The sequence below is a fragment of the Curtobacterium caseinilyticum genome (assembly GCF_030363035.1).
Taxonomy (GTDB): domain Bacteria; phylum Actinomycetota; class Actinomycetes; order Actinomycetales; family Microbacteriaceae; genus Curtobacterium; species Curtobacterium caseinilyticum.
On sequence record NZ_JAUCMN010000003.1, the window covers coordinates 363,263 to 383,446 of the forward strand.

19 protein-coding genes are annotated in these 20,184 nt (G+C 72.8%); 13 read left to right on the forward strand and 6 right to left on the reverse strand.

The genetic code is table 11. The features are described from left to right. Positions 1-109: 109 nt before the first annotated feature. The 5 genes from QUG93_RS06645 (at position 110) to QUG93_RS06665 (ending at position 4,498) form a co-directional block, all read left to right on the forward strand. The gene (locus QUG93_RS06645; RefSeq protein ID WP_289473127.1) at positions 110-2,404 is read left to right on the forward strand and encodes an APC family permease; all 2,295 of its coding nucleotides are present in this window, start codon (positions 110-112) and stop codon (positions 2,402-2,404) included. Positions 2,405-2,417: 13 nt separating this feature from the next. Continuing rightward, the gene (locus tag QUG93_RS06650; RefSeq protein ID WP_289473128.1) at positions 2,418-3,173 is read left to right on the forward strand and encodes a hypothetical protein; all 756 of its coding nucleotides are present in this window, start codon (positions 2,418-2,420) and stop codon (positions 3,171-3,173) included. A gap of 89 nt (positions 3,174-3,262) precedes the next feature. Next, positions 3,263-3,532 carry a DUF3072 domain-containing protein gene (locus QUG93_RS06655; protein WP_289473129.1) on the forward strand — a complete coding sequence of 90 codons (270 nt, stop codon included), beginning with the start codon at positions 3,263-3,265 and terminating at the stop codon, positions 3,530-3,532. Between the two features lie 123 nt (positions 3,533-3,655). After that, positions 3,656-4,096 carry a DoxX family protein gene (locus QUG93_RS06660; RefSeq protein WP_289473130.1) on the forward strand — a complete coding sequence of 147 codons (441 nt, stop codon included), beginning with the start codon at positions 3,656-3,658 and terminating at the stop codon, positions 4,094-4,096. A 180-nt stretch (positions 4,097-4,276) separates the two neighbouring features. Continuing rightward, a complete protein-coding gene (locus QUG93_RS06665) occupies positions 4,277-4,498 on the forward strand; it encodes a DUF3073 domain-containing protein (protein ID WP_069712443.1) in 222 nt (73 codons plus the stop codon). A gap of 710 nt (positions 4,499-5,208) precedes the next feature. Here the strand turns inward: QUG93_RS06665 and purM are convergent. After that, positions 5,209-6,309 (reverse strand): phosphoribosylformylglycinamidine cyclo-ligase, encoded by a 1,101-nt coding sequence (purM, locus tag QUG93_RS06670; RefSeq protein WP_289473131.1) that lies wholly within the window; start codon positions 6,307-6,309, stop codon positions 5,209-5,211. A gap of 71 nt (positions 6,310-6,380) precedes the next feature. On the opposite strand from purM, the gene purF reads away from it, so the two are divergent. After that, on the forward strand, positions 6,381-7,838 hold the full coding sequence (gene purF, locus QUG93_RS06675; protein WP_289473132.1) for an amidophosphoribosyltransferase: 1,458 nt from the start codon (positions 6,381-6,383) through the stop codon (positions 7,836-7,838). 82 nt (positions 7,839-7,920) lie between these two features. Here the strand turns inward: purF and QUG93_RS06680 are convergent, their stop codons facing one another. Beyond that, positions 7,921-8,364, reverse strand: coding sequence for a hypothetical protein (locus QUG93_RS06680; RefSeq protein WP_289473133.1), 444 nt, complete (start codon positions 8,362-8,364; stop codon positions 7,921-7,923). 201 nt (positions 8,365-8,565) lie between these two features. On the opposite strand from QUG93_RS06680, the gene QUG93_RS06685 reads away from it, so the two are divergent. Beyond that, positions 8,566-11,157, forward strand: a complete 2,592-nt coding sequence (locus QUG93_RS06685) for a helix-turn-helix transcriptional regulator (protein ID WP_289473134.1) — start codon at positions 8,566-8,568, stop codon at positions 11,155-11,157. 429 nt (positions 11,158-11,586) lie between these two features. Here QUG93_RS06685 and QUG93_RS06690 read toward each other — a convergent pair whose 3' ends face one another. Next, positions 11,587-11,949 carry a sterol carrier family protein gene (locus QUG93_RS06690; RefSeq protein ID WP_289473135.1) on the reverse strand — a complete coding sequence of 121 codons (363 nt, stop codon included), beginning with the start codon at positions 11,947-11,949 and terminating at the stop codon, positions 11,587-11,589. A 57-nt stretch (positions 11,950-12,006) separates the two neighbouring features. On the opposite strand from QUG93_RS06690, the gene purD reads away from it, so the two are divergent. Together purD and QUG93_RS06700 are read left to right on the forward strand one after the other, a co-directional pair. Next, positions 12,007-13,275: a phosphoribosylamine--glycine ligase gene (gene purD / locus QUG93_RS06695; RefSeq protein ID WP_289473136.1), complete on the forward strand. Its 1,269-nt coding sequence runs from the start codon at positions 12,007-12,009 to the stop codon at positions 13,273-13,275. Further along, a complete protein-coding gene (locus tag QUG93_RS06700; RefSeq protein WP_289473137.1) occupies positions 13,272-14,141 on the forward strand; it encodes a phosphoribosylaminoimidazolesuccinocarboxamide synthase in 870 nt (289 codons plus the stop codon). The genes purD and QUG93_RS06700 overlap by 4 nt, the downstream gene beginning before the upstream one ends. A gap of 171 nt (positions 14,142-14,312) precedes the next feature. Here QUG93_RS06700 and QUG93_RS06705 read toward each other — a convergent pair whose 3' ends face one another. Continuing rightward, complete coding sequence (locus QUG93_RS06705) at positions 14,313-15,509, reverse strand: SpoIIE family protein phosphatase (RefSeq protein ID WP_289473138.1); 1,197 nt, start codon at positions 15,507-15,509, stop codon at positions 14,313-14,315. A 205-nt stretch (positions 15,510-15,714) separates the two neighbouring features. Between QUG93_RS06705 and QUG93_RS06710 the strand changes: the two genes are divergently transcribed. Next, the gene (locus tag QUG93_RS06710; protein WP_289473139.1) at positions 15,715-16,035 is read left to right on the forward strand and encodes a hypothetical protein; all 321 of its coding nucleotides are present in this window, start codon (positions 15,715-15,717) and stop codon (positions 16,033-16,035) included. 209 nt (positions 16,036-16,244) lie between these two features. Here the strand turns inward: QUG93_RS06710 and lepB are convergent, their stop codons facing one another. Both lepB and QUG93_RS06720 read right to left on the reverse strand, forming a co-directional pair. Continuing rightward, positions 16,245-16,865: a signal peptidase I gene (gene lepB / locus QUG93_RS06715; RefSeq protein WP_289473140.1), complete on the reverse strand. Its 621-nt coding sequence runs from the start codon at positions 16,863-16,865 to the stop codon at positions 16,245-16,247. Further along, on the reverse strand, positions 16,862-17,416 hold the full coding sequence (locus QUG93_RS06720; RefSeq protein ID WP_289473141.1) for a hypothetical protein: 555 nt from the start codon (positions 17,414-17,416) through the stop codon (positions 16,862-16,864). The genes lepB and QUG93_RS06720 overlap by 4 nt, the downstream gene beginning before the upstream one ends. 110 nt (positions 17,417-17,526) lie before the next feature. On the opposite strand from QUG93_RS06720, the gene QUG93_RS06725 reads away from it, so the two are divergent. The 3 genes from QUG93_RS06725 (at position 17,527) to QUG93_RS06735 (ending at position 19,934) form a co-directional block, all read left to right on the forward strand. Then, entirely contained in the window at positions 17,527-18,318 is a 792-nt protein-coding gene (locus QUG93_RS06725; RefSeq protein WP_289473142.1) for an SDR family oxidoreductase, read from the forward strand. Between the two features lie 52 nt (positions 18,319-18,370). Beyond that, positions 18,371-19,243 carry a VOC family protein gene (locus QUG93_RS06730; RefSeq protein WP_289473143.1) on the forward strand — a complete coding sequence of 291 codons (873 nt, stop codon included), beginning with the start codon at positions 18,371-18,373 and terminating at the stop codon, positions 19,241-19,243. Between the two features lie 124 nt (positions 19,244-19,367). After that, entirely contained in the window at positions 19,368-19,934 is a 567-nt protein-coding gene (locus tag QUG93_RS06735; protein WP_289473144.1) for a GNAT family N-acetyltransferase, read from the forward strand. The last annotated feature ends 250 nt before the right edge of the window (positions 19,935-20,184 follow it).

Here is a 20,184-nt window from a genome sequence, read left to right on the forward strand (position 1 = left end):
CGCGCCTCCCGTCCGCTGCCCGTCGGCGCTCGTCCGGTGGACGCCCCCGGACTCCGCCCGCTGCCTGTCCGTCCGCACAGTGTTGACTCGCGCGCGCAACTGAGTAGGTTTGCCGCTCGTGACGAACGAGATCCGGTCGCTCAAGGCGCGACTGATCGGTGATCCCCTGCCCTCGGAGAAGCTCGAGGGACAGCTCCTGCCGAAGCACCTGGCGCTGCCGATCTTCGCGAGCGACCCGCTGTCGAGCGTGGCGTACGCGCCGCAGGAGCTCCTGATGATCCTGCTCCTGGGTGGCATGGCGTTCCTGACCTTCGCCCCGTGGGTCGCCGCGCTCGTCGTGTTGCTGCTCGTCGTGGTGGTCGCGTCCTACCGACAGCTCGTCAAGGCGTACCCGTCCGGCGGCGGCGACTACGAGGTCGCGCACCGGAACCTCGGCGAGAAGGCGGGCCTCGTGGTCGCGAGCGCCCTGCTCGTCGACTACGTCATGACCGTCGCGGTGTCGGTGGCCTCGGGCGTGGACAACATCATCTCCGCGCTGCCGGGGCTCGACCCGTTCCGCATCGAGCTCGCGGTGGCGTTCGTCGTCCTGCTCGCGGCGGTCAACCTGCGCGGGGTGCGCGAGTCGAGCAAGGCCTTCGCGGTGCCGACCTACCTGTTCGTCGGGTCGGTGTTCGTCATGGTCGTGACCGGCCTGGTGCGTGCGGCGATCGGCGACGCCCCGGTCGCCGAGTCCGCCGCGTACACGGTGCGGAACGTCGAGCACACCACCCAGGCGGCGTTCGTGCTGCTGCTCCTCCGCGCGTTCGCGTCCGGCTGCTCGGCCCTGACCGGTGTCGAGGCGATCGCGAACGGCGTGCAGGCCTTCCGCCGTCCGAAGATCCGCAACGCGCAGACGACCCTCGTGCTGATGGGGTCGATCGCGATCGTGCTCTTCGTCGGGTTGATCTCGCTCGCGCTCATCGCCCGCGTGCACTACGCCGAGCGCGCCTGCGACCTGCAGGGCTTCACGGCCTGTGCGACCACGCCGCAGCGCTCCCTCATCGCGCAGATCGCGGCGGCGACGTTCGGCGACGGCAGCGTCCTGTTCTTCGTCGTGCAGGCGACCACCGCGGCGGTCCTGCTCCTCGCCGCGAACACGGCGTTCAACGGCTTCCCGCTGCTCGGGTCGATCCTGGCGCGCGACTCGTACGCGCCGAAGGCCCTGTCGACCCGCGGCGACCGGCTCATCTACTCGAACGGTGTCATCGTGCTCGCGCTCGTCGCGGTCGCGCTGCTGGTGGTGTACCGGGCGAACGTCACGAGCCTCATCCAGCTGTACATCATCGGCGTGTTCGTGTCGTTCACGCTCGGGCAGACGGGCATGGTGCGGCACTGGCTGCGGCTGCTCCGTTCGGACCGCTCCCGCGGGTCCGGGGCGGGCGGCGCCCACGAGTCGGGAGCAGGCGGCTCCGGCGAGCCGGGGGCGGGCGGCGCACCGCTCGACCGCGGGCAGGTGTGGCGGTCGCTGACGATCAACGCGATCGGCGCGACCTCCACCTTCGTGGTGCTCGTCATCGTCACCATCACGAAGTTCACCCACGGCGCCTGGCTCGTCTTCGTGATCATGCCCGTGCTCTTCGTCCTGATGCTCGGCGTGAACCGCTACTACCGCGACGTCTCGCACGAGATCGAGGCCGACGTCGACACGCAGTTCGGCGCCACCGGCGACCACGCCATCGTCCTCGTGAACAAGCTGCAGAAGCCCGTGCTCAAGGCGATCGACTACGCCATCGCTGCGGAGCACGCCGGACTCGAGGCCGTGCACGTCGCGATCGACGACGCCGAGGCCGCACGGCTGCGGGAGCAGTGGGCCGAGCACGGCATCGAGGTCCCGCTCACCATCGTGCCGAGCCCGTACCGCGACATCTCGATGCCGCTCATCGCGTACATCAAGGCGCACCGGGCCGAGCACGGCTCCGAGGTCGTCACGGTCTACACACCGGTCTTCGTCGTCGGGCACTGGTGGGAGGGCCTGCTCCACAACCACCGCGGCCGTCGGATCCGCAAGAAGTTGCTGCTCGTGCACGGCGTGACGGTCGCCCTGGTGCCGTGGCTGCTCGACTCGTCGGAGCTGCTGTACGGCCGCCGCTCCCGCCCGCTGCCCGGCCAGGAGCGCCGTGGCGAGCCGATCCGCCCGGCGCTGCGCCGCTCGCCGCAGGGCGTGTTCCACCACGAGGCGCAGGAGGACCGGCTGCTCCGGTCGGCCCAGCGCAACAGCCTGCAGCCGTCGCGTCGCGCCGACCCGCAGCCGCGGCGGGCGACGCGGCCGGCCGGGCCCGCCGAGGGGGTCGACCAGAGCCAGTGCACCGGCGAGATGCGCGTCCTCGTCCCCGCGCCTCCGAACCGCGACGGCCGCCGGTCGTAGCATCGTCGGCGACATGACGATCTCTGACCTGCGCACCTTCGCGACGTTCGACGGCCACGGCGGCAAGGTGTCGAAGCGTGTCGAGGTGCTCGACCACGAGCCACCCGCTGCCGGTCCCTACGCCGGTCTGGTCGCGGTCCGCGGCGAGCACCCGCTCGGCGCGCTCGACGAACGGCCCGCCGACGACGCGGCCGACCTGGCTCGCGGGGTGCCGAGCATCGGCTGGGTCGACCCGGCCACGCTCCGGGACTGGTACCGACCCGACCGCGTCGTCGTCTCCCGACTCGAGGCACGTCGCTCCGGACTCGAGCCCGGCACCTACGCCGACTCGCGGGGACGCGGTCGCGTCCGCATCGACGGTCTGGAGGCGCGGCTCGCCCCCGACGGTCGTCCCGCGTTCCGCGCACTGGCCGGCCCAGCCGACGCCCCGGTGGTCGACGTCCCGCTGCCCACCGACCAGGCGGTCCGGCTGGTGGTCGTCCGCACGGTGGACGAGGGGCTCGAGGTCCTGACCGCCCCGGTGTCGCCCTTCCTCTCCCCCGGGCGGTACGCCGCCCACGACGCCGACGTGGTCGGCCTGCCGCCGCGCCCGACGACGGGGGACGTCGAGGTCCGGGCGTCCGTGCTGCTCGACGGATCGCTCCACGAGGTCGTGCGGATCGACGAGCGCGCCGCGACGATCTGGCTGCGGCAGGGCGACACCGAGGTGCCGATCGCGACGAGCGCCGTCGGCCCGGACCTGGTGCGGTACACGGCGACGCCCGCCTGACCACGGGCAGCGGGGGCGGCGCTGCGGCGGACGTCCGGGGGACGTGCACGCTGCGTGTCCGGCGCGACCCCGCGCGTAGGTTCAGCGCCATGAGTGATGCAGAGCAGCAGCAGACCCCGGACGCGTCGCACCAGGGCGAGACCCTCGGCGGCGAGCGGCCCGACCCCTCGACGACCGCCAGCAAGGACCCGGAGCAGTGGGTCACCGGCGACGAGCCGATGACCGGCCCGCAGCGCAGCTACCTCGACACCCTGGCCCGTGAGGCCGGCGAGGAACTCCCCGCCGACCTGACCAAGGCCGAGGCGTCGGAGCACATCGACCGCCTGCAGCAGCAGACCGGTCGCGGCGCGGACTCCTGATCCGCCGTTCCTGAACGCCGGTCCGCTGTTCGGCGGACCGGCGTCTGGGGGAAGCCTGGTGAAGTCCGGGCAGTCCCCCGCACGCCAGAGGTCGGTGACGCGTCACCGGATACCGTCGGCGCCATGCGAACGACATCGACCTCCATCGGCCTGACCGCGCTCCGCATCGTCCTCGGCGTGGTGTTCATCGCCCACGGCGCCCAGAAGTTCGCGCAGGGCATCCCCGCCGTCGCGCGGGGCTTCGCCGGCATGGGCGTCCCGCTCGCCGAAGTCGCGGCGCCCGTCGTCGCCGGTCTCGAGCTCGTGGGCGGCGTCCTGCTCGTGCTCGGCGTCGCCACGCGGGTCGTCGGCGTGCTGCTCGCGGTCGACATGGTCGTCGCCGGCCTCCTCGCTCACACGACCGCCGGGTTCTTCGCCCAGGACGGCGGGTTCGAGTACGTGCTCGTGCTGGCCGTCGCCTCGCTCGCCGTCGCCCTGACCGGTCCCGGCCGCTTCTCCGTCGACGCGCTCGTGCTGCGCTCCTCGCGTCGCAAGCGGGGCGTGCCGGAGCCCCTGCCGGCCTGAGGCGTGATCAGGTCTTCGGACGATCAGCCGTCGCTCGCCGGGGGACGCCGGTGGCCAGGTGCGGAACGGGGTACATGGTAGAGTGATCGGCAGATTTCAAACCACGAACCGTTCGGTTCCCCGGGTGGCAACCATGCACCCGCCAGGACCGGACCAGAGCCGATCACGAGGGGGTCACGCATGGGGCGCGGCCGTCAGAAGGCAAAGCACACCAAGGTCGCCCGGGAGCTGAAGTACTTCAGTCCGGAGACGAACTACGGTGCGCTCGAGCGAGAGCTCTCCGCCGGGCAACACTCGGACGAGAACTCCTACGTCGACCGCTGGGCTGACCAGTACGGTGAAGAACCCGGCGACGACGAGGACGACTTCGAGACCCAGCAGGACCAGAACAAGTCCGCCTGACCCGAACCGTCGACGCCGCGCACCCTCCGGGGTGGCGCGGCGTCTTCGTGTGCGCCGGTGACCCTGAGCTCGCCGAGCGGGCTGTCTGCGGCCTCGTCACGGTCGGCGGCCCCGCCACCCGTGCGGCAGCGAGCGGGCCGTTCCCGTCACGATCGGCAGCCCCGCCACCCGCCCGACAGCGAGCGGGCCATCTCCGTCACGGCCGGCGGCCTTCGGCGACCGATCGTGCACGCACGGCAGACTTGAGCGGCACGTCTCGCCCGCTCGGCGATGGAGTGGGCCGCCGCAGCCGGACCCCACAGTCGCAGCCGGACCCCCACAGCGCGGACCCGCTCAGGAGCGAGCGGGCCGTTGCCGTCACGGCCGGCGGCCCCCGGCGACCGATCGTGCACGCACGGCAGACATGAGCGGCACGTCTCGCCCGCTCGGCGAACCCGAGCGGCAGGTCGCGCACCTTCCCCGCCGGCGGCGTGCTCCGGCGGCGATGCCCGAGCGCTCCACGCCGAGCAGCCGGTGCGCCGCCGAGCCGCTTCAGCCGCATGGCCCGCCCGGTCGCAGCCACCGAGGTCTCACGACTCGCCGCGCGTCCGGCGCCGAAGTCCCACGAACGCCCGCGAGCGCGCGCGAGATGCCGCAATTTCGAAACCTCGGAGGGGGACGCAGCCTCGAGGGGACGCAGCCTCGGATGCCGCGTTGCGCCGCCTCGCGCCTCAGCCTGCGTAGGAACCGACGAGCCGCACCGCGCCGCCGTCGACGCCCTTGGCGCCCTGCTCGAACCCGGCCAGGTCCCGCGCCGCGGTCGACACCGTGCCGACCGTCCACGCCGGCAGCCCCGCGGCACGCAGGTCCTCGAGCACCGACGACGCCGAGGAAGCGCCGACCACGGCGAACATGCCGATGCCGAGGTTCCACGTGCCCTCGGTCTCCTCGACCGGCGTCCCCGCCATCGAGGCGAGCACCCGGAACACCGTCGGGGGCGTCCACGTCGAGCGGTCGACCTCGACCCAGGTGCCGACGGGCAGCACGCGCGCCAGGTTCGCGGCGATGCCCCCACCGGTGACGTGCGAGAGCGAGTGGACCGCGCCGGGCCGGGCCTCGAGCAGCGACAGCAGCGGCGAGGTGTACAGGCGGGTCGGCTCGAGCAGGGCCTCGCCGACGGAGACGCCCGCGCCGAACTCCGGCAGCTGGTCGGTGTAGCCGACGCCCTTGCCGGACAGGATGTGCCGCACGAGCGAGTAGCCGTTCGAGTGCAGGCCCGACGACTCGATCGCCACGACCACGTCCCCGTCCTCGACCAGGTGCGCGCCGAGCTGCCGGTCGGCCTCGACCACGCCGGTCGCGGCACCCGCCACGTCGTAGTCGTCCGGTCCGAGCAGCCCCGGGTGCTCCGCGGTCTCACCGCCGACCAGAGCCGTACCGGTGGCCGAGCAGCCGCGCGCGATCCCGGCGACGATGTCGGCGATGCGCTCGGGCACGACCCGGCCGCACGCGATGTAGTCCGTCATGAAGAGCGGCTTCGCGCCGACCACGACGATGTCGTCGACGACCATGCCGACGAGGTCCTGGCCGATGGTGTCGTGCTTGTCGATCGCCTGCGCGATCGCGACCTTCGTGCCGACGCCGTCGGTCGAGGTCGCGAGCAGCGGACGCTCGTAGGAGCGCAGGAACGAGACGTCGTACAGCCCCGCGAACCCGCCGACACCCCCGAGCACGGAGGCGTTGTGCGTCGCCGAGACGGCGGACTTCATGAGCTCGACGGCCAGGTCACCGGCGGCGGTGTCGACGCCGGCGGCAGCGTACGGGTTCGGCATGCGTGGTCCTCCGCGGAGCATGGCAGACTTGTTCGGTACCACCCGATCCTACGGTCTGGAGCACTCCGCGAATGTGCGGCATCGTCGGCCTCGTTGCGCAGGGGCCCGTCAACCAATCCATCTACGACGCCCTGCTGCTCCTGCAGCACCGGGGCCAGGACTCGACGGGCATCGCCACGGTCGAAGGTCGCGTCCACCACATGCACAAGACGCGTGGCCACGTCCGGGAGGCCTTCCGCACCCGTGACATGCGGTCCCTGCTCGGCACGATGGGCCTCGGCCACGTGCGCTACGCCACGAAGGGCGTCGCGAGCAACGAGGAAGAGGCCCAGCCCTTCTACGTGAACGCCCCGTACGGCATCGTCCTGGTGCACAACGGCAACCTCACGAACACGCGGGAGCTCACTCGCGAGCTGTTCGACATCGACCGACGGCACCTGAACACCACGAGCGACACCGAGCTCCTGGTGAACGTGCTGGCGCACGAGCTCCAGGGCCAGGTGCGCGGCAGCGAGCTCGACCCCGGCCAGGTCTTCGACGCCGTCGAGCGCGTGCACGAGCGCGTCGAGGGCTCCTACGCCACGATCGCGACCATCGCGGGCCACGGCCTGCTGGCGTTCCGCGACCCGTACGGCATCCGTCCCCTCATCCTCGGCCACAAGTTCGACGAGGCCGGGCAGCCCGAGTGGGTCGTCGCGAGCGAGTCGCTCGTGCTCGAGTCCGGCGGCTACGAGATCGTCCGCGACATCGCCCCGGGCGAGGCCGTCTTCATCGAGATGAACGGCCAGATGCACGCCCGGCAGTGCGCGAAGGACCCGCGCCTGGTGCCGTGCTCGTTCGAGTACGTCTACCTCGCCCGTCCCGACTCGGTGATGAACGGCATTTCGGTGTACGACGCCCGGCTCCGGCTCGGCAACCGCCTGGCCGACACCATCGAGCGGTACGCGCCGACCGGTGACATCGACGTCGTCATGCCGATCCCGGACTCGTCGCGTCCGGCGGCGATGCAGGTCGCACAGAAGCTCGGCATCGAGTACCGCGAGGGCTTCTACAAGAACCGCTACGTCGGCCGGACGTTCATCATGCCGGGGCAGGCGGAGCGCAAGCGCTCGGTGCGCCAGAAGCTCAACGCGATGTCGTCGGAGTTCAAGGGCAAGAACATCCTGATCGTCGACGACTCGATCGTCCGCGGCACCACGAGCCGCGAGATCGTCGAGATGGCCAGGGCGGCCGGCGCGAACGAGGTCACCTTCACGAGCGCCGCTCCCCCGGTGCGGTACCCGCACGTGTACGGCATCAACATGCCGACCCGCGCAGAGCTCATCGCGCACGACCGGAAGATCCCGGAGATCAATCGCGTGCTCGGCAGCGACCACCTCATCTACCAGGAGATCGGCGACATGCGCGACGCGATCATCGAGGGGTCGGACGTCACCGACCTCGAGATGAGCTGCTTCACGGGCGAGTACGTGACCGGCACGGTCAGCCCGGAGTACCTGTCGTGGGTGGAGGCGAACCAGCTCAGCTGAGTCGCGTCACGACGCGACCCTGCAACGGACGGGAGGCCCGGTACCAGCTGGTACCGGGCCTCCCGTCCGTCCCGTGGAGCGGCTACTGCCGCTGGTCGCCGTCCGGACGCGGCGTCGCGTCGGGCGCGTGGTCCTCGACCTCGCCGTCGACGGTCTCCTCCGCCGGCTCGACCTCGACGCGCTCCGCCGTCAGGCGGGCGGCGCGCCGGGCGAGGACCCGGTCGAGCACGACGGCGGCGATCGCGCCGACGAGCGCACCGAGGGTGACGCCCCAGAGCGAGAAGTAGCCGACCAGCGTTCCGAAGCTGGCGTCCTGCTCGTCGCCCCGGTCGATGTCCATCGTGAGCGTCACGACGACGAGCGTCGCGAGGAACCCGAGCACCGCACCACCGACGATGAACACGCCGAACTTCGGCGCGCGTCGGATGGTGACCTCGTCCGACGAGCTGACGGCGCTCGGGGCCGGTGTCGCTGCCGACGGCGCGGGCGCAGCCGGGCGGTCGTCGGGTCGATCGGTGTCGCTCACCCCTCCATTGTCCCCCACTGTGGGACGTGCTCCGGCCTGTTGCTCGACACACGTCCCGGGGCAAGATGTCACCACCGGTCGGTATCCGCAGAGCGCAGTGCGTCGGGTGCCCAGCGACCGGTCGAGGACGATGTCCAGGCCCGGGAACGGGATCCGTCGGCCCGGGGAGCAGGCAGACGACCACGAGCGGGAGGTGTCGGGGTGCAGGAGCAGTCCATCCGTGGCCGTCGTCGACCCCGCACGCCGGGGCGCGTGCCGTGGCCGATCGTGCAGCGTCGCGAGGAGGACCGCGCGGTCTCCGTCGTCGCCGAGCACCACTGGAGCGTCGCCATCGTCGGCGCCCCCGGTCTCGGCAAGACCTCGACGGCTGCCCGAGTGACGGACCGCGTGGCCCGGCGGGACGCGACCGGTCGCACCGTCGTCGTGCCGATCACCGCGGTCGCCGCGGGCCGGTCGATGCCCTTCGGCGCCGTTGCGGACCGTTTCGGCGAGCTCCCGGCTGCCCTCGCGGACCTGGTGGACGACGCCTCGGCCGCGCAGCGCCTGCGTGAGGCCGACGACCTGGCGGACCGTGACGTCGTGCTGCGCGTCGACGACGCCGACCACCTCGACGCCATCTCCGCGCGGTACGTCGCCTGGCTCGTGCGCGACCAGGGCGCCCGGCTCGTCCTGACCTGCCGCGACTTCACGGCACTGTCCGACCCGCTCCGCGCGCTGTGGCAGGACGACCTGCTGGAGCGGATCGACCTGGCGCCGCTCGACGTCCACGAGACCGGCGAGGTCGTCGCCCAGGCACTCGGCGCGCAGCTCGAGACCGCGTCCACCGAGCGGGTGCACCGGGCGACGGCCGGCAACCCGCTCTACCTGCGCGAGGTGGTCCGCGCCGCGCTGACGTCGGGGGCGCTCGAGCAGACCGCGTCCGGCTGGTACTGGCGCGGGCGGATCACGGCGTCGAACAGCCTGGCGGACATGTACCGCACCGAGCTCGGCTCGCTGCCGGAGGACCTGCGCGACGTCGTCGACATCGTCGCGCTCGCCGACCCGATCCCCCTCACGCGTCTGCTCGGCATGGTGTCCGGCGGCGACGTCGACCGGGTCGTGGCGCTCGGCCTGGTCGCGATCGACTCCGCGGAGGACGGCACGGCCGTCGTCCGCCCGTCGCACCCGCTCGTGGGCGAGGTCGTCCGCGGGCTCGTCCCGGTCGCGCGGCGGACGACCCTGTTCGCTCGGGCGAACGCCTTCCGTGCCGCCCGGCCCGAGAACGCCCCGCCCGCGGCACGGCTCCGAGCCGCGCTCTGGTCGCTCGAGTGCGGCGTGCTGCCCCCGGTCGCCCAGCTCCTCGATGCCACCGAGGTCGCCGTCCGGCTGCAGGAGCACGAGAGCGGGATCGCGTTGGCGTCCGCCGCGCTCCGGACCGCACTGACCGCGACCGAGCGGGTGACGGCGTACTGCCTCCGCTCGATCGCACACTCCTACAGCACCGGGCGCGAGGCCGGCCGTGCCGACGCCGAGGCCGCCTGGCACACCGCGCGCACCCGCGCCGCCGAGGTCACCGAGGCCGTGGTGGTCGAGGCCTGCGAGACCCTGGCGAACATCCGGCAGTTCCACGACGACGACGTTGACGCAGCGGTCGCGCTCACCGAGGACGCGATGCCCCTGGTGGGTGCGGAGACCGCCGAGCGCCTGCGCCTGCTCCGGATCGCGCACCTGGGCTGGGGTGGCCGGTTCGACGAGGTCCGCGTCGAGATCGAGCGCTCGCGGATCCTGCAGCAGCCCACCGTCCCGGTGCCGCTCCTCTGCATCGCGCCCTGCGTGACGATGGCGCTCGCGACCGCCGGCAGGCTCGAGGAGGCCGCAGCCTTCGCCCGTCGCGCGATCGCCACGGCCGTCGAGCACGTCGAGGCCGCGCCGTGGGCCGTCGGCGAGAACGTCTCGGTCCTGCACCAGGTGCAGGTGTGGCGCGGGGACATGACCGACCTGGTCACCGAGATCCCGGTCCGTCGAGGCAGCCCGTTCCTGAAGTACGACTTCACGCTCGAGCTCATCGGCCTGGGCAACCACGCCATCGGGCAGCGCCGGTGGGACGACGCCGTCGCAGCGTTCTCCGCCGCGTGCGAGCGGTACGACGTGGCCGACCACGGCGGGTTCGCCGCCTACCCGTGGGCGCGGCTCGCGATGGCGTACGCGTACTCGGGCGACGCCGAACGGGCCGCCGTGGCGCTCGAGCGTGCGCGGTCCACGCCGGGCCGGGCGATGCGGATCACCGGGGAGCAGGTCGCGGTGTCGACCGCCTGGGCGGAGATGGTGCTCGGCAACCCGGCCGGGGTCCGGCACGCGGACGAGATCATCGAGCGGGCGACGGCGAGCGGCGCTTGGGTGGCCGTCATGTACGCGCAGGCCCTCCACTACACGAACGACATGGTGACCGGGCGGGAGACCACGGCGTCCCTCGCTCGGATGCGCGAGGCGGCGGTGCGGGTCGACGGCCCCCTGGCGCACGCGATCGTCGAGTACGCGGATGCCGTCCGTGCCGGAGACCGCACGCGCGTCGTCGCGGCTCAGGGTGTGCTGGCATCGCACGGCATGGCCGTGACCGCCGGGCAGGTCCGTCCGCCGCTGACGAACCGCGAGTACGAGGTGGCCGAGCTCGCGGCCCAGGGGTTGAGCAACCGGCGGATCGCCGAGATGCTCGGGCTGAGCGTGCGGACGATCGACGCACACATGTCGCGGATCTTCGCGAAGTGGGACGTGCACGCACGCTCGGAGTTGTCCGAGATGCTCGGCGCTCGCTGACGGCGGTGCTCGGTGTCGCGCTCACAGCGGTGCTCGGTGCCGCGCTGACGGCAGTGCTCGGTGCGCGCCGATGTCGGTCCTGACCAGCGCTTCCACACCGAGAACCTGACGTTCGATCACGAAAGGTCCCTGATGGGACCGCGATCGTTGCGGTTTGCAGCACGACTCGCCGAGTCGGTTGACAGGGCATGCCGTATGTCGCGTACCTTTGTCCCTGTCGCCGGGTTCGGACCCGTTCGGGTCGGGTCCGAATCCCGGCGGCTTCTACGTTACGCGGGCGTCTGCGCACGGCACATCGGTAGGACCTACCTAAGTCTGCGAGCCAGCCCGGTCAGCGCGCCAGCGCGGTCAGCGCGGTCAGCGCGCCCAGCGCGCCAGCGCGGTCAGCCGCCGGCACCGGCCGGTCCGCGTCTGATCGCGTCGCAGGCCTCAGGCCGCGGTGCGCACGGGCAGCAGGGCCGCCAGGTCGGCTCGCGAGCCCGAGGCGCTGACGCGTGCCTGCGCAACCGCGTCGTCCCACCGCAGCTCCCCCGTCGCCAGCGCGAGCCACGTCGTCGCGTCGGTCTCCACCACGTTCGGTGGGGTCCCCCGCGTGTGCCGCGGTCCGGGCACCGCCTGCACCGCGGCGAAGGGAGGCACCCGCACCTCGACGCTGTTGCCCGGCACGTCGTCCGCCAGGCGCTGCAGGGTCCACCGGACGGCGGTGGCGACGTCGGTCCTGGTCGTCGACCCCGCCTGCACCGCGGCGAGCGCGGCTCGGCCGTCGGCGTCCTCGATCCTCTTCGGCGGCATGTCCACAGGCTAGCCGCCGCATCGCGGGCGGCGTGTCGTGATCGGTAGGGTGATCGGGTGCGAATCCTCGTCCTCGGTTCCGGTGCCCGCGAGCACGCGATCATCACGGCCCTCCTCGCAGAAGGGGCCGGCCACGTCATCACGGCCGCGCCGGGCAACGCCGGCATCGCGGCCGACGTCGAGACGGTGTCGCTCGACCCGACCAACGGGGACCTGGTCGCCGAGTACGCGATCGAGAACGGCGTCGAGCTCGTCGTCGTCGGGCCCGAGGCGCCGCTCATCGCCGGCGTCGCCGACCCCGTGCGCACCCGGGGCATCCCGGTGTTCGGTCCGAGCCGGGCAGCGGCCCAGCTCGAGGGCTCGAAGGCCTTCGCGAAGCGCATCATGTCCGAGGCCGGCGTGCCGACGGGGCGTCCGGTGTACGCCGGCACCGTGGACGAGGCCGTGGCCGCGATCGACGAGCTCGGCGCCCCGTACGTCGTGAAGGCCGACGGGCTCGCCGCGGGCAAGGGCGTCCTGGTGACCGAGGACCGGCAGGCCGCGATCGACCACGCCACCTACTGGCTGCAGCACGGACACGTCGTGGTCGAGGAGTTCCTCGACGGCGAAGAGGTCTCGCTGTTCTTCCTCAGCGACGGACACGACGTCCGGCCGCTCAGCCCGGCGCAGGACTACAAGCGTCTCGGCGACGGCGACGTCGGCCCGAACACCGGCGGGATGGGCGCGTACTCGCCGCTGCCGTGGCTCGCCGATCGCTGGGAGTCGGAGCAGGCCTTCGTCGCCGAGGTCACCGAGCTCGTCGCGCTGCCCACCGTCCGCCGGCTCGAGCACGAGGGTACGCCGTTCGTCGGCCTGCTCTACTGCGGGCTCATCGTGACCGAGCAGGGCGTGCGGGTCATCGAGTTCAACGCGCGCTTCGGCGACCCGGAGACCCAGGTGGTCCTCCCCCGTCTCACCACTCCCCTCAGCGCGCTGATGACCGCGGCCGCGACCGGGCAGCTCGGCAGCGCCCCGCAGCCGGAGTTCAGCGCTGACGTCGCGGTCACCGTCGTCCTGGCGAGCGAGGGCTACCCGGAGAACCCGAAGACCGGACGCGTCATCACCGGCGTCGACGCCGCGAACGCTCGCCCGGGCGTCTCCGTCGCGCACGCGGCCACCGCGGCCCTCGACGGCGACCTCGTGGCCACCGGCGGCCGTGTGCTGAGCGTCGTCGCGACCGGCACCGACTTCACCGAGGCACGCGAGCGCGCCTACACCGGACTCGGCGACATCGCGCTCGAGGGCGCGCAGTTCCGCACCGACATCGCCGCGAAGGTCGCCCGGTGACCGCCGCGCCCGCGCTGCCCGGCTGGCGGCACGTCTCGTCCGGCAAGGTCCGCGAGCTCTACGTCCCCGAGGGCACCGACGACGTGGCGAGCGCCTCCGAGCTGCTGCTCGTCGCATCCGACCGGGTCAGCGCCTACGACTTCGCGCTCGAGCCGCCGATCCCGGGCAAGGGCGAGCTGCTGACCCGGCTGTCCCGCTTCTGGTTCGACCGCATCGCCGACGTCCCGAACCACCTCGTGGCACCGGACGCCGGCGGCACCCCCGTGCCCGAGTCGGTGGCCGCCCGCTCGATGCACGTGCTGCCGCTCGACATGTTCCCGGTGGAGTGCGTCGTCCGCGGGTACCTGGTCGGCAGCGGCTGGGCCGAGTACCGCGAGTCGAGCAGCGTCTGCGGCGTGCAGCTCCCCGCGGGGCTGTCCGAGGGCGACCGCCTGCCGGAACCGATCTACACGCCGGCGTACAAGGCGCCGCAGGGTGAGCACGACGAGAACATCTCGTTCGAGCAGACCGTCGAGCTCGTCGGACGCGAGGACGCCGAGACGCTCCGGGCCCTGTCGCTCCGCGTCTACGCCGAGGCCGCCGCGATCGCCCTCGAGCACGACGTGGTGATCGCGGACACGAAGTTCGAGTTCGGCCGCGACGCCGACGGCACGATCCGCATCGCGGACGAGGTCCTCACGAGCGACTCCAGCCGCTACTGGGACGCCCGGTCCGGCAACCGCACCGACTCGTTCGACAAGCAGATCGTGCGTGACTGGCTCACCGCGCACTGGGATCGGCAGGGCACGCCGCCGGTGCTGCCGCCGGAGATCGTCGACCGTACCGCCGCACGGTACGCCGAGCTCATCGAGCGACTCGGCGCCTGACCGGCGGCGCAGCCGACCCGTCCGCAGACGGCGCCCCGCGGACGCCGGAGCCCGGGCGCTCGCCTGCGCGCCCCGACACGGACGTCGCACCCCGTCACCTCGGGGCGCGAGGTCGGCAGCGGGGTGCGACGGCACCCACAGCGGACGGAGGCGTCCGTGCACCCCGTCCGGTCAGTCGCGCGCGAGCACGACGACCGTCAGGTCGTCGCCCGGGTCGTGCTCGAGCGCCCGCGCGCGGACGCGGGCGAGGAAGGCGTCGATGTCGGGCGCCTCGCGCCAGAGCGCCCCGAGCCGTGACAGCGACGACAGGGTCGAGTCCCACAGCTCGAGCGCTCCGTCGCTGACGATCACGAGTACGTCTCCGTGCCCGAGCACGAGTGACCCCGACGACCGCTCGAACCCGGCAGGGTGCAGCCCGATCGGCAGGTCGCTCGACAGCAGCGTCCGCTCGGCCCCGTCCGGCCGCATCTGCAGCACGAGCCCGTGCCCCGCGTCGACGAAGTCGAGTCGCCCGCTCGCCGGGTCCAGCCGACCGTGGAACATCGTCGAGAAGGACTCGGCACGACCGAGGTCCGGCGCGACCTGCTCGTCGAGCGCGGCGACCACGGCTTCGGGGGCCTCGTCGGGGCGGGCGAGCAGAGCGCCGCGGATGGTCGCCGCGAGCAGTCCGGCGGACATGCCCTTCCCCATCACGTCGGCGACCGTCAGGTGCAGGGCGTCGTCGGCGAGGTGCCACTCGTGCAGGTCGCCGGAGACGACACCGTGCGGGACGGACATGCCGCCGATGCGGTAGCCGGGAACCTGCACGGGAGCAGGCTGCAGGCCGGCCAGGACGCCGCGCAGGCGGTCCTCGTCGGCCCCCGCGGCGAGCTCGCGCTCTGCCCACACGCCGAGTTCCTCGAGCAGTGCGAGGTCGTCGGGGTCGAGCGTCCGGGGCCGCGGGTCGACCAGGCAGAGCGTGCCGACCTTCACGTGGTCGTCGCCGACACGCAGCGGGACCCCGGCGTAGAACCGCACGTTCGGGTCCTCGACGACCATGGACATGTCGGCGAAGCGCTCGTCGGCGCTGGCGTCCGGCACGACGACCGGGCCGGCCTGGTCGATCGTGCGGCCGCAGAAGGTGTCCTGCAGCGGGATCGTCGGGCCGAACACCTCGTCGCTCTGCTGCGACTTGATGGTCAGGACGTCCGTCCCCGCCAGGTTGAGGAAGGAGCCGGAGACGCCGAAGGCCTCGCGCGCGATGCGGGTGATGCGCTCGAAGCGCTCCTCGGGTCCGCCGTCGACGACGTCGAGCGCGGCGACGAGGGCTGCGCGTCTGACGGCCTCTGGCGATGATCCGGTGGAGGTTGGTGAGGTCCCCTGGTGCATACCGTCAACGGTATCGGTCGCGCACGGTTCCGCCCGTCCCCAGAACGGTGGACCCAGCACGGGGGACCCAGAGTGGTGGACCCGGCACGGTGGACCCGGCACGGTGGACCCAGCACGGCGGACCCAGCACGGTGGACCCGGCACGGCGGAACCCACACCGCGGTCCCGGAACGGGCGCGGCCGACGGCGCGCGTACCCTGGACCGGTGATCCGTCGTGCCCCGCTCCTGCTCGCCCTCGGTGCCGCCGCAGCGTTCGCGTTGGCCGGCTGCGGGGCGCACGACTCCACGGGGCAGATCTCGGTGACGGTGTCGGCGAACGCGGCGGACCACCCGTACGAGGTCAAGGTCTTCGCCGCGACCGGCAAGCTCTCCGAGCACCAGCGGGTCTTCCCGGGCGGCACCGCGGACTTCGCGGGCGTGCCGCTCGGCGATGTCACCGTCCGGGCCGGCGACCTCTGCCCGGTCCGCACCACGGTGTCGAGCGACGACGTCGCCGAGGTCACCCTGTCGACCACCGGCTGCTGACCGGCGACCGACGACGCGCTCCGGCACCGTCAACGGCCACCGCCAGCCGAGCGCCGATCACCCGGTACCGGGCGCTGGCCACCACGTACCGGACGCCGATCGCCCCGTACCGGCCTCCGCCCACCAGGCGCCGGCCACCACCTACCGAGCGCCGGCCCCCACGTACTGGGCGCCGACCACCAGCGCGAGCCCGGACCGGCCGGACCCGATCAGCGCGGCTCGGGCACCGCGTCCCACTCGTCGCCGTACCGCCCGAGCACGCCCCACCGGGCAACCGGCCACGTGACCACGAACGCCCGACCGACGACGTCGGACTCCGGCACCGTGCCGTGCACCCGCGAGTCGGCCGAGTCGTACCGGTTGTCGCCCATCACCCAGATCCGACCGGCGGGCACCCGCACGGAGAAGTCCTCGGCGGCGACCCGGTCGACGTCCGCCGGACGCACCACGTAGGGCTCGTCGACCGCGTGCCCGTTCACCGACAACCGCCCCTCGGCGTCGCAGCACGACACGGTGTCGCCCGGCAGGCCGATCACCCGCTTGATGAGGTCGTCGCCCTGGTCCGCGGTGAGCCACCCGCCCGGGTCACGGAACACGACGACGTCGCCGCGTCGGAGCGGGACGGCCGCGGGCACGAGCTCGTTCACCAGGACGTGGTCGCCGACGAGCAGGGTGCGCTCCATGGACCCGGAGGGGATCGAGAACGCCCGGACCAGGTACGCCTTCACCAGGAAGGACGCGAGCAACGCCAGCACGACGATGATCGCCAGGTCGCGGAGGAACCGCCACCCGGAGCGCTCCGGCCGCTCGGTCCGTGCGGCCCCGCTCAATGCGTCAACACCACCTTCACCAGACCGATCGCGAACGCGACGGCGGCGAGCACGATGCCACCCCAGAGCCCGAGGAACGACGGGCGTCGCCCGCTGAACCGCTGCAGGAACACACCGACCATGCCGATGCGGACGACGAGGATGACGATCGCCGCCGTCTGCGCCCACTGCGCCGGTAACCAGTCGATCCACGCGAGCGCGTAGAGCACGGCGGGGATCAGCCCGGAGGTCGCGATCGGGTTGGCGTCCCGGAGGATCGCCCCGATGGTCTCGCGGTGCTCCTCGTCGTCGCCGGTGTCGCCGATCGTGTGGGCCACGAGGTGGGACAGCACGTGCGCCAGGTACGTCAGCACGGCGGTCGCCAGCACGGTGAGCACGGCGGACCCGTGCTCGATCTGCTCCGGCCCGACCGCGATCGCGACGGCGAGGACGGTGATGTTGCCGTAGATGTACGACGACATCCGGTCGCGCAGGCGCTCGACCGGGAACGTCGACAGGTCGGGTCGGGCGCGCCGGTCACGGGGCCGGGCATGCGAGCGGGAGCGAGGCATCCCCCCATCCTGGCCCCGCTGCGGCGCGTGCCGCCGACAGGACTCCGGGTGCGATGCCATCCTGGGCGGGTCGGCGCACGGTCGCGTCGCACGGACGGGAGGCACCACCCATGACCCACGGACCGCTCACCAGCAGACCACTCGCCCTGGTGACCGGCGTCGGTCGGCGCGCCGGCATCGGTGCCGCGATCGCGTCGCGGCTCGCGACCGACGGTTGGGACCTGGCCCTGTCGTGGTGGGGCCCCTACGACGCGCGCGCGCACGGTGCGGCCGACCCCGACGGGGTGGACGCGGTCGTCGCCGAGGCCGAGCGTGCGGGGGCACGGGTCACGCGCCTCCCGGTCGACCTGGCCGACCCGGAGCAGGCGGCCGCGCTCGTGGACCGTGCCGAGGCGGAGGCGGGCGCACCCGTGACCGCGGTGGTGATGTCGCACTGCGAGTCCGTCGACTCCGACTTCGCGACCACGACGGTCGAGTCGTTCGACCGGCACATGGCGGTGAACGTGCGGGCGCCGTTCCTGATCGTGCAGGCGTACGCGCGACGACTCCGCGAGGGTGCGCCCGCCCCGGAGGACCGGCGTCGGGTCGTCGCGCTGACGAGCGACCACGTCGGCTTCAACCTGCCCTACGGCACGAGCAAGGGCGCGCTCGACCGCCTCGTCGTCGGCGCCGCGATCGAGCTCGGTGACGTGCGGGTGAGCGCGAACCTAGTGAACCCGGGGCCGAACGACACCGGGTGGATGACCGACGAGATCCGCGACGCCGCGGTTGCCCAGACCCCGCTCGGACGGCCGTCGATGCCGACCGACACGGCTGCGCTCGTCGGGTTCCTGCTCGGCCCCGACGGCGGGTGGGTGAACGGCCAGCTGCTGAAGACCGACGGCGGGTTCAGCGCGAAGTAGCCCCGAGCGCCATTTAGTTGACGCGTCAACCAAATGGGCGCACACTGAGGTCATGCAGACGCAGGACCTCCTCGCCGCGGACACCGGGATGGGTGCCGTCACCCTCCGGGTCGCCGACCTCGACACGATGGAGGCGTACTACCGCGACGGTGTCGGGCTCACCGTCCTGACGGAGGCCGGCGGGATCGCGGTGCTCGGTCGTGGCACGACGCCGATCGTGGTGCTCGAGCACGCTCCGGCGATGCGGCACGCGGCTCCGCACGAGGCCGGGCTCTTCCACACCGCGATCCTGTTCGACTCGCAGGCCGACCTCGCGGCGGCGCTGTACTCGGTCGCGACCAAGTACCCGCGGACCTTCACGGGCAGCGCCGACCACCTCGTCAGCAACGCGTTCTACTTCACCGACCCCGAGGGCAACGGCGTCGAGCTGTACTGGGACCGCGACCGCACCGAGTGGTCGTGGACGCACGGCATGGTCGACATGGCGACCATCTACGTCGACCCGAACGCCTTCGTGCAGGAACACCTGACGCAGGACGCCCTGTCGCTGGCGCCCTCGCGCCCGGGCCGGGTCGGCCACGTGCACCTGTCCGTCGGCGACGTCGCCACCGCGAAGGCGTTCTACGTCGACCGGCTCGGCTTCGCGACCACGGCGGCGATGGGCGACCAGGCGCTGTTCGTCAGCGCGGGCGGCTACCACCACCACATGGCGATGAACACGTGGAACTCCCGCGGAGCCGGGCGTCGGCAGCAGGCGCTCGGGCTCGGGCTGGTCCGGATCGAGGTGCCCGGCGCGGAGGACCTCGGCGCGCTCGTGTCCCGGATGCACGACACCGGGGTGCAGACCGCCGACGACGGTCGGACGGTGGCGTTCGAGGACCCGTGGGCGAACCGCATCGAGGTGACCGCGCCCGGACGCGGCTGAGCCCGGCTGGCGCTGGCTGGCGCGAGACTCGGCTCACCGGACGACTTCGTGGTCCGGTGACCGCGGATCTGTCCGCATGACCGAGGCTCGCAGCGCGGCCAGGCGCACCCGGCAGGATGGGTGCGTGAGCGAAGACATCCGGTGGGAGGTGGTCGAGGAGAGCGCGTTGACGCTCCCCGACCACGAGGCGATCGCGGCGATGCTGGGGCAGGCGTTCCCGGACTGGTCGCACTGGTACGTGGGCGGCCGCGACTACGCCGGCATGCAGCCCGAACGACGGGTGATCGGCTGGGGTGCCGACGGCGTCGTCCTCGCCCACCTCGGGATCCGCCGCATGTTCGTCACGGTCGGCGGCGAGGACGTCCTGGTCGGCGACACCGGCCTCGTGGCTGTGTCACCGTCGCTGCAGGGCACGGGCGTCGGCCGCGAGCTGCTCGTGCGGACCAAGGCCGTCCTCGAAGGACTCCGCGTGCCGTACGGGCTGCTCGGCACCGGCGAGGACCGCGTCCCCTTCTACGCACGCTGCGGCTGGCACGAGCTCGAGGGCGCGGTCGGCACGTTCTCGGCCTTCACGGCCGACGGGGTCGGCGTCACCGAGACCGAGCAGGGCGGGTGGATGGTCCTGCCGGTCGAGGGGCAGCTGGAGGACTGGCCGGACGGCGAGATCATGCTCAACGGCCAGCAGGTCTGAAGCAGACCGGGCCCCGCCACCAGCCTGGCGAGACCAGGCCGAACGGCCAGCAGGTCCAGATGAGCGGACCGGGCCCCGCCACCAGCCGGGCGAGACCAGGCCGAACGGCCAGCAGGTCTCAATCAGACCCCGAGACGGACGGGAGGCGCGGTGCCAGCGGGCACCGCGCCTCCCGTCCGGCAGGGGGGGGCGGCGGCGCCTCGACCGCGACCGTCGCCGGGGCCACGGTCGAACCCGGCGCGCGCGGCGC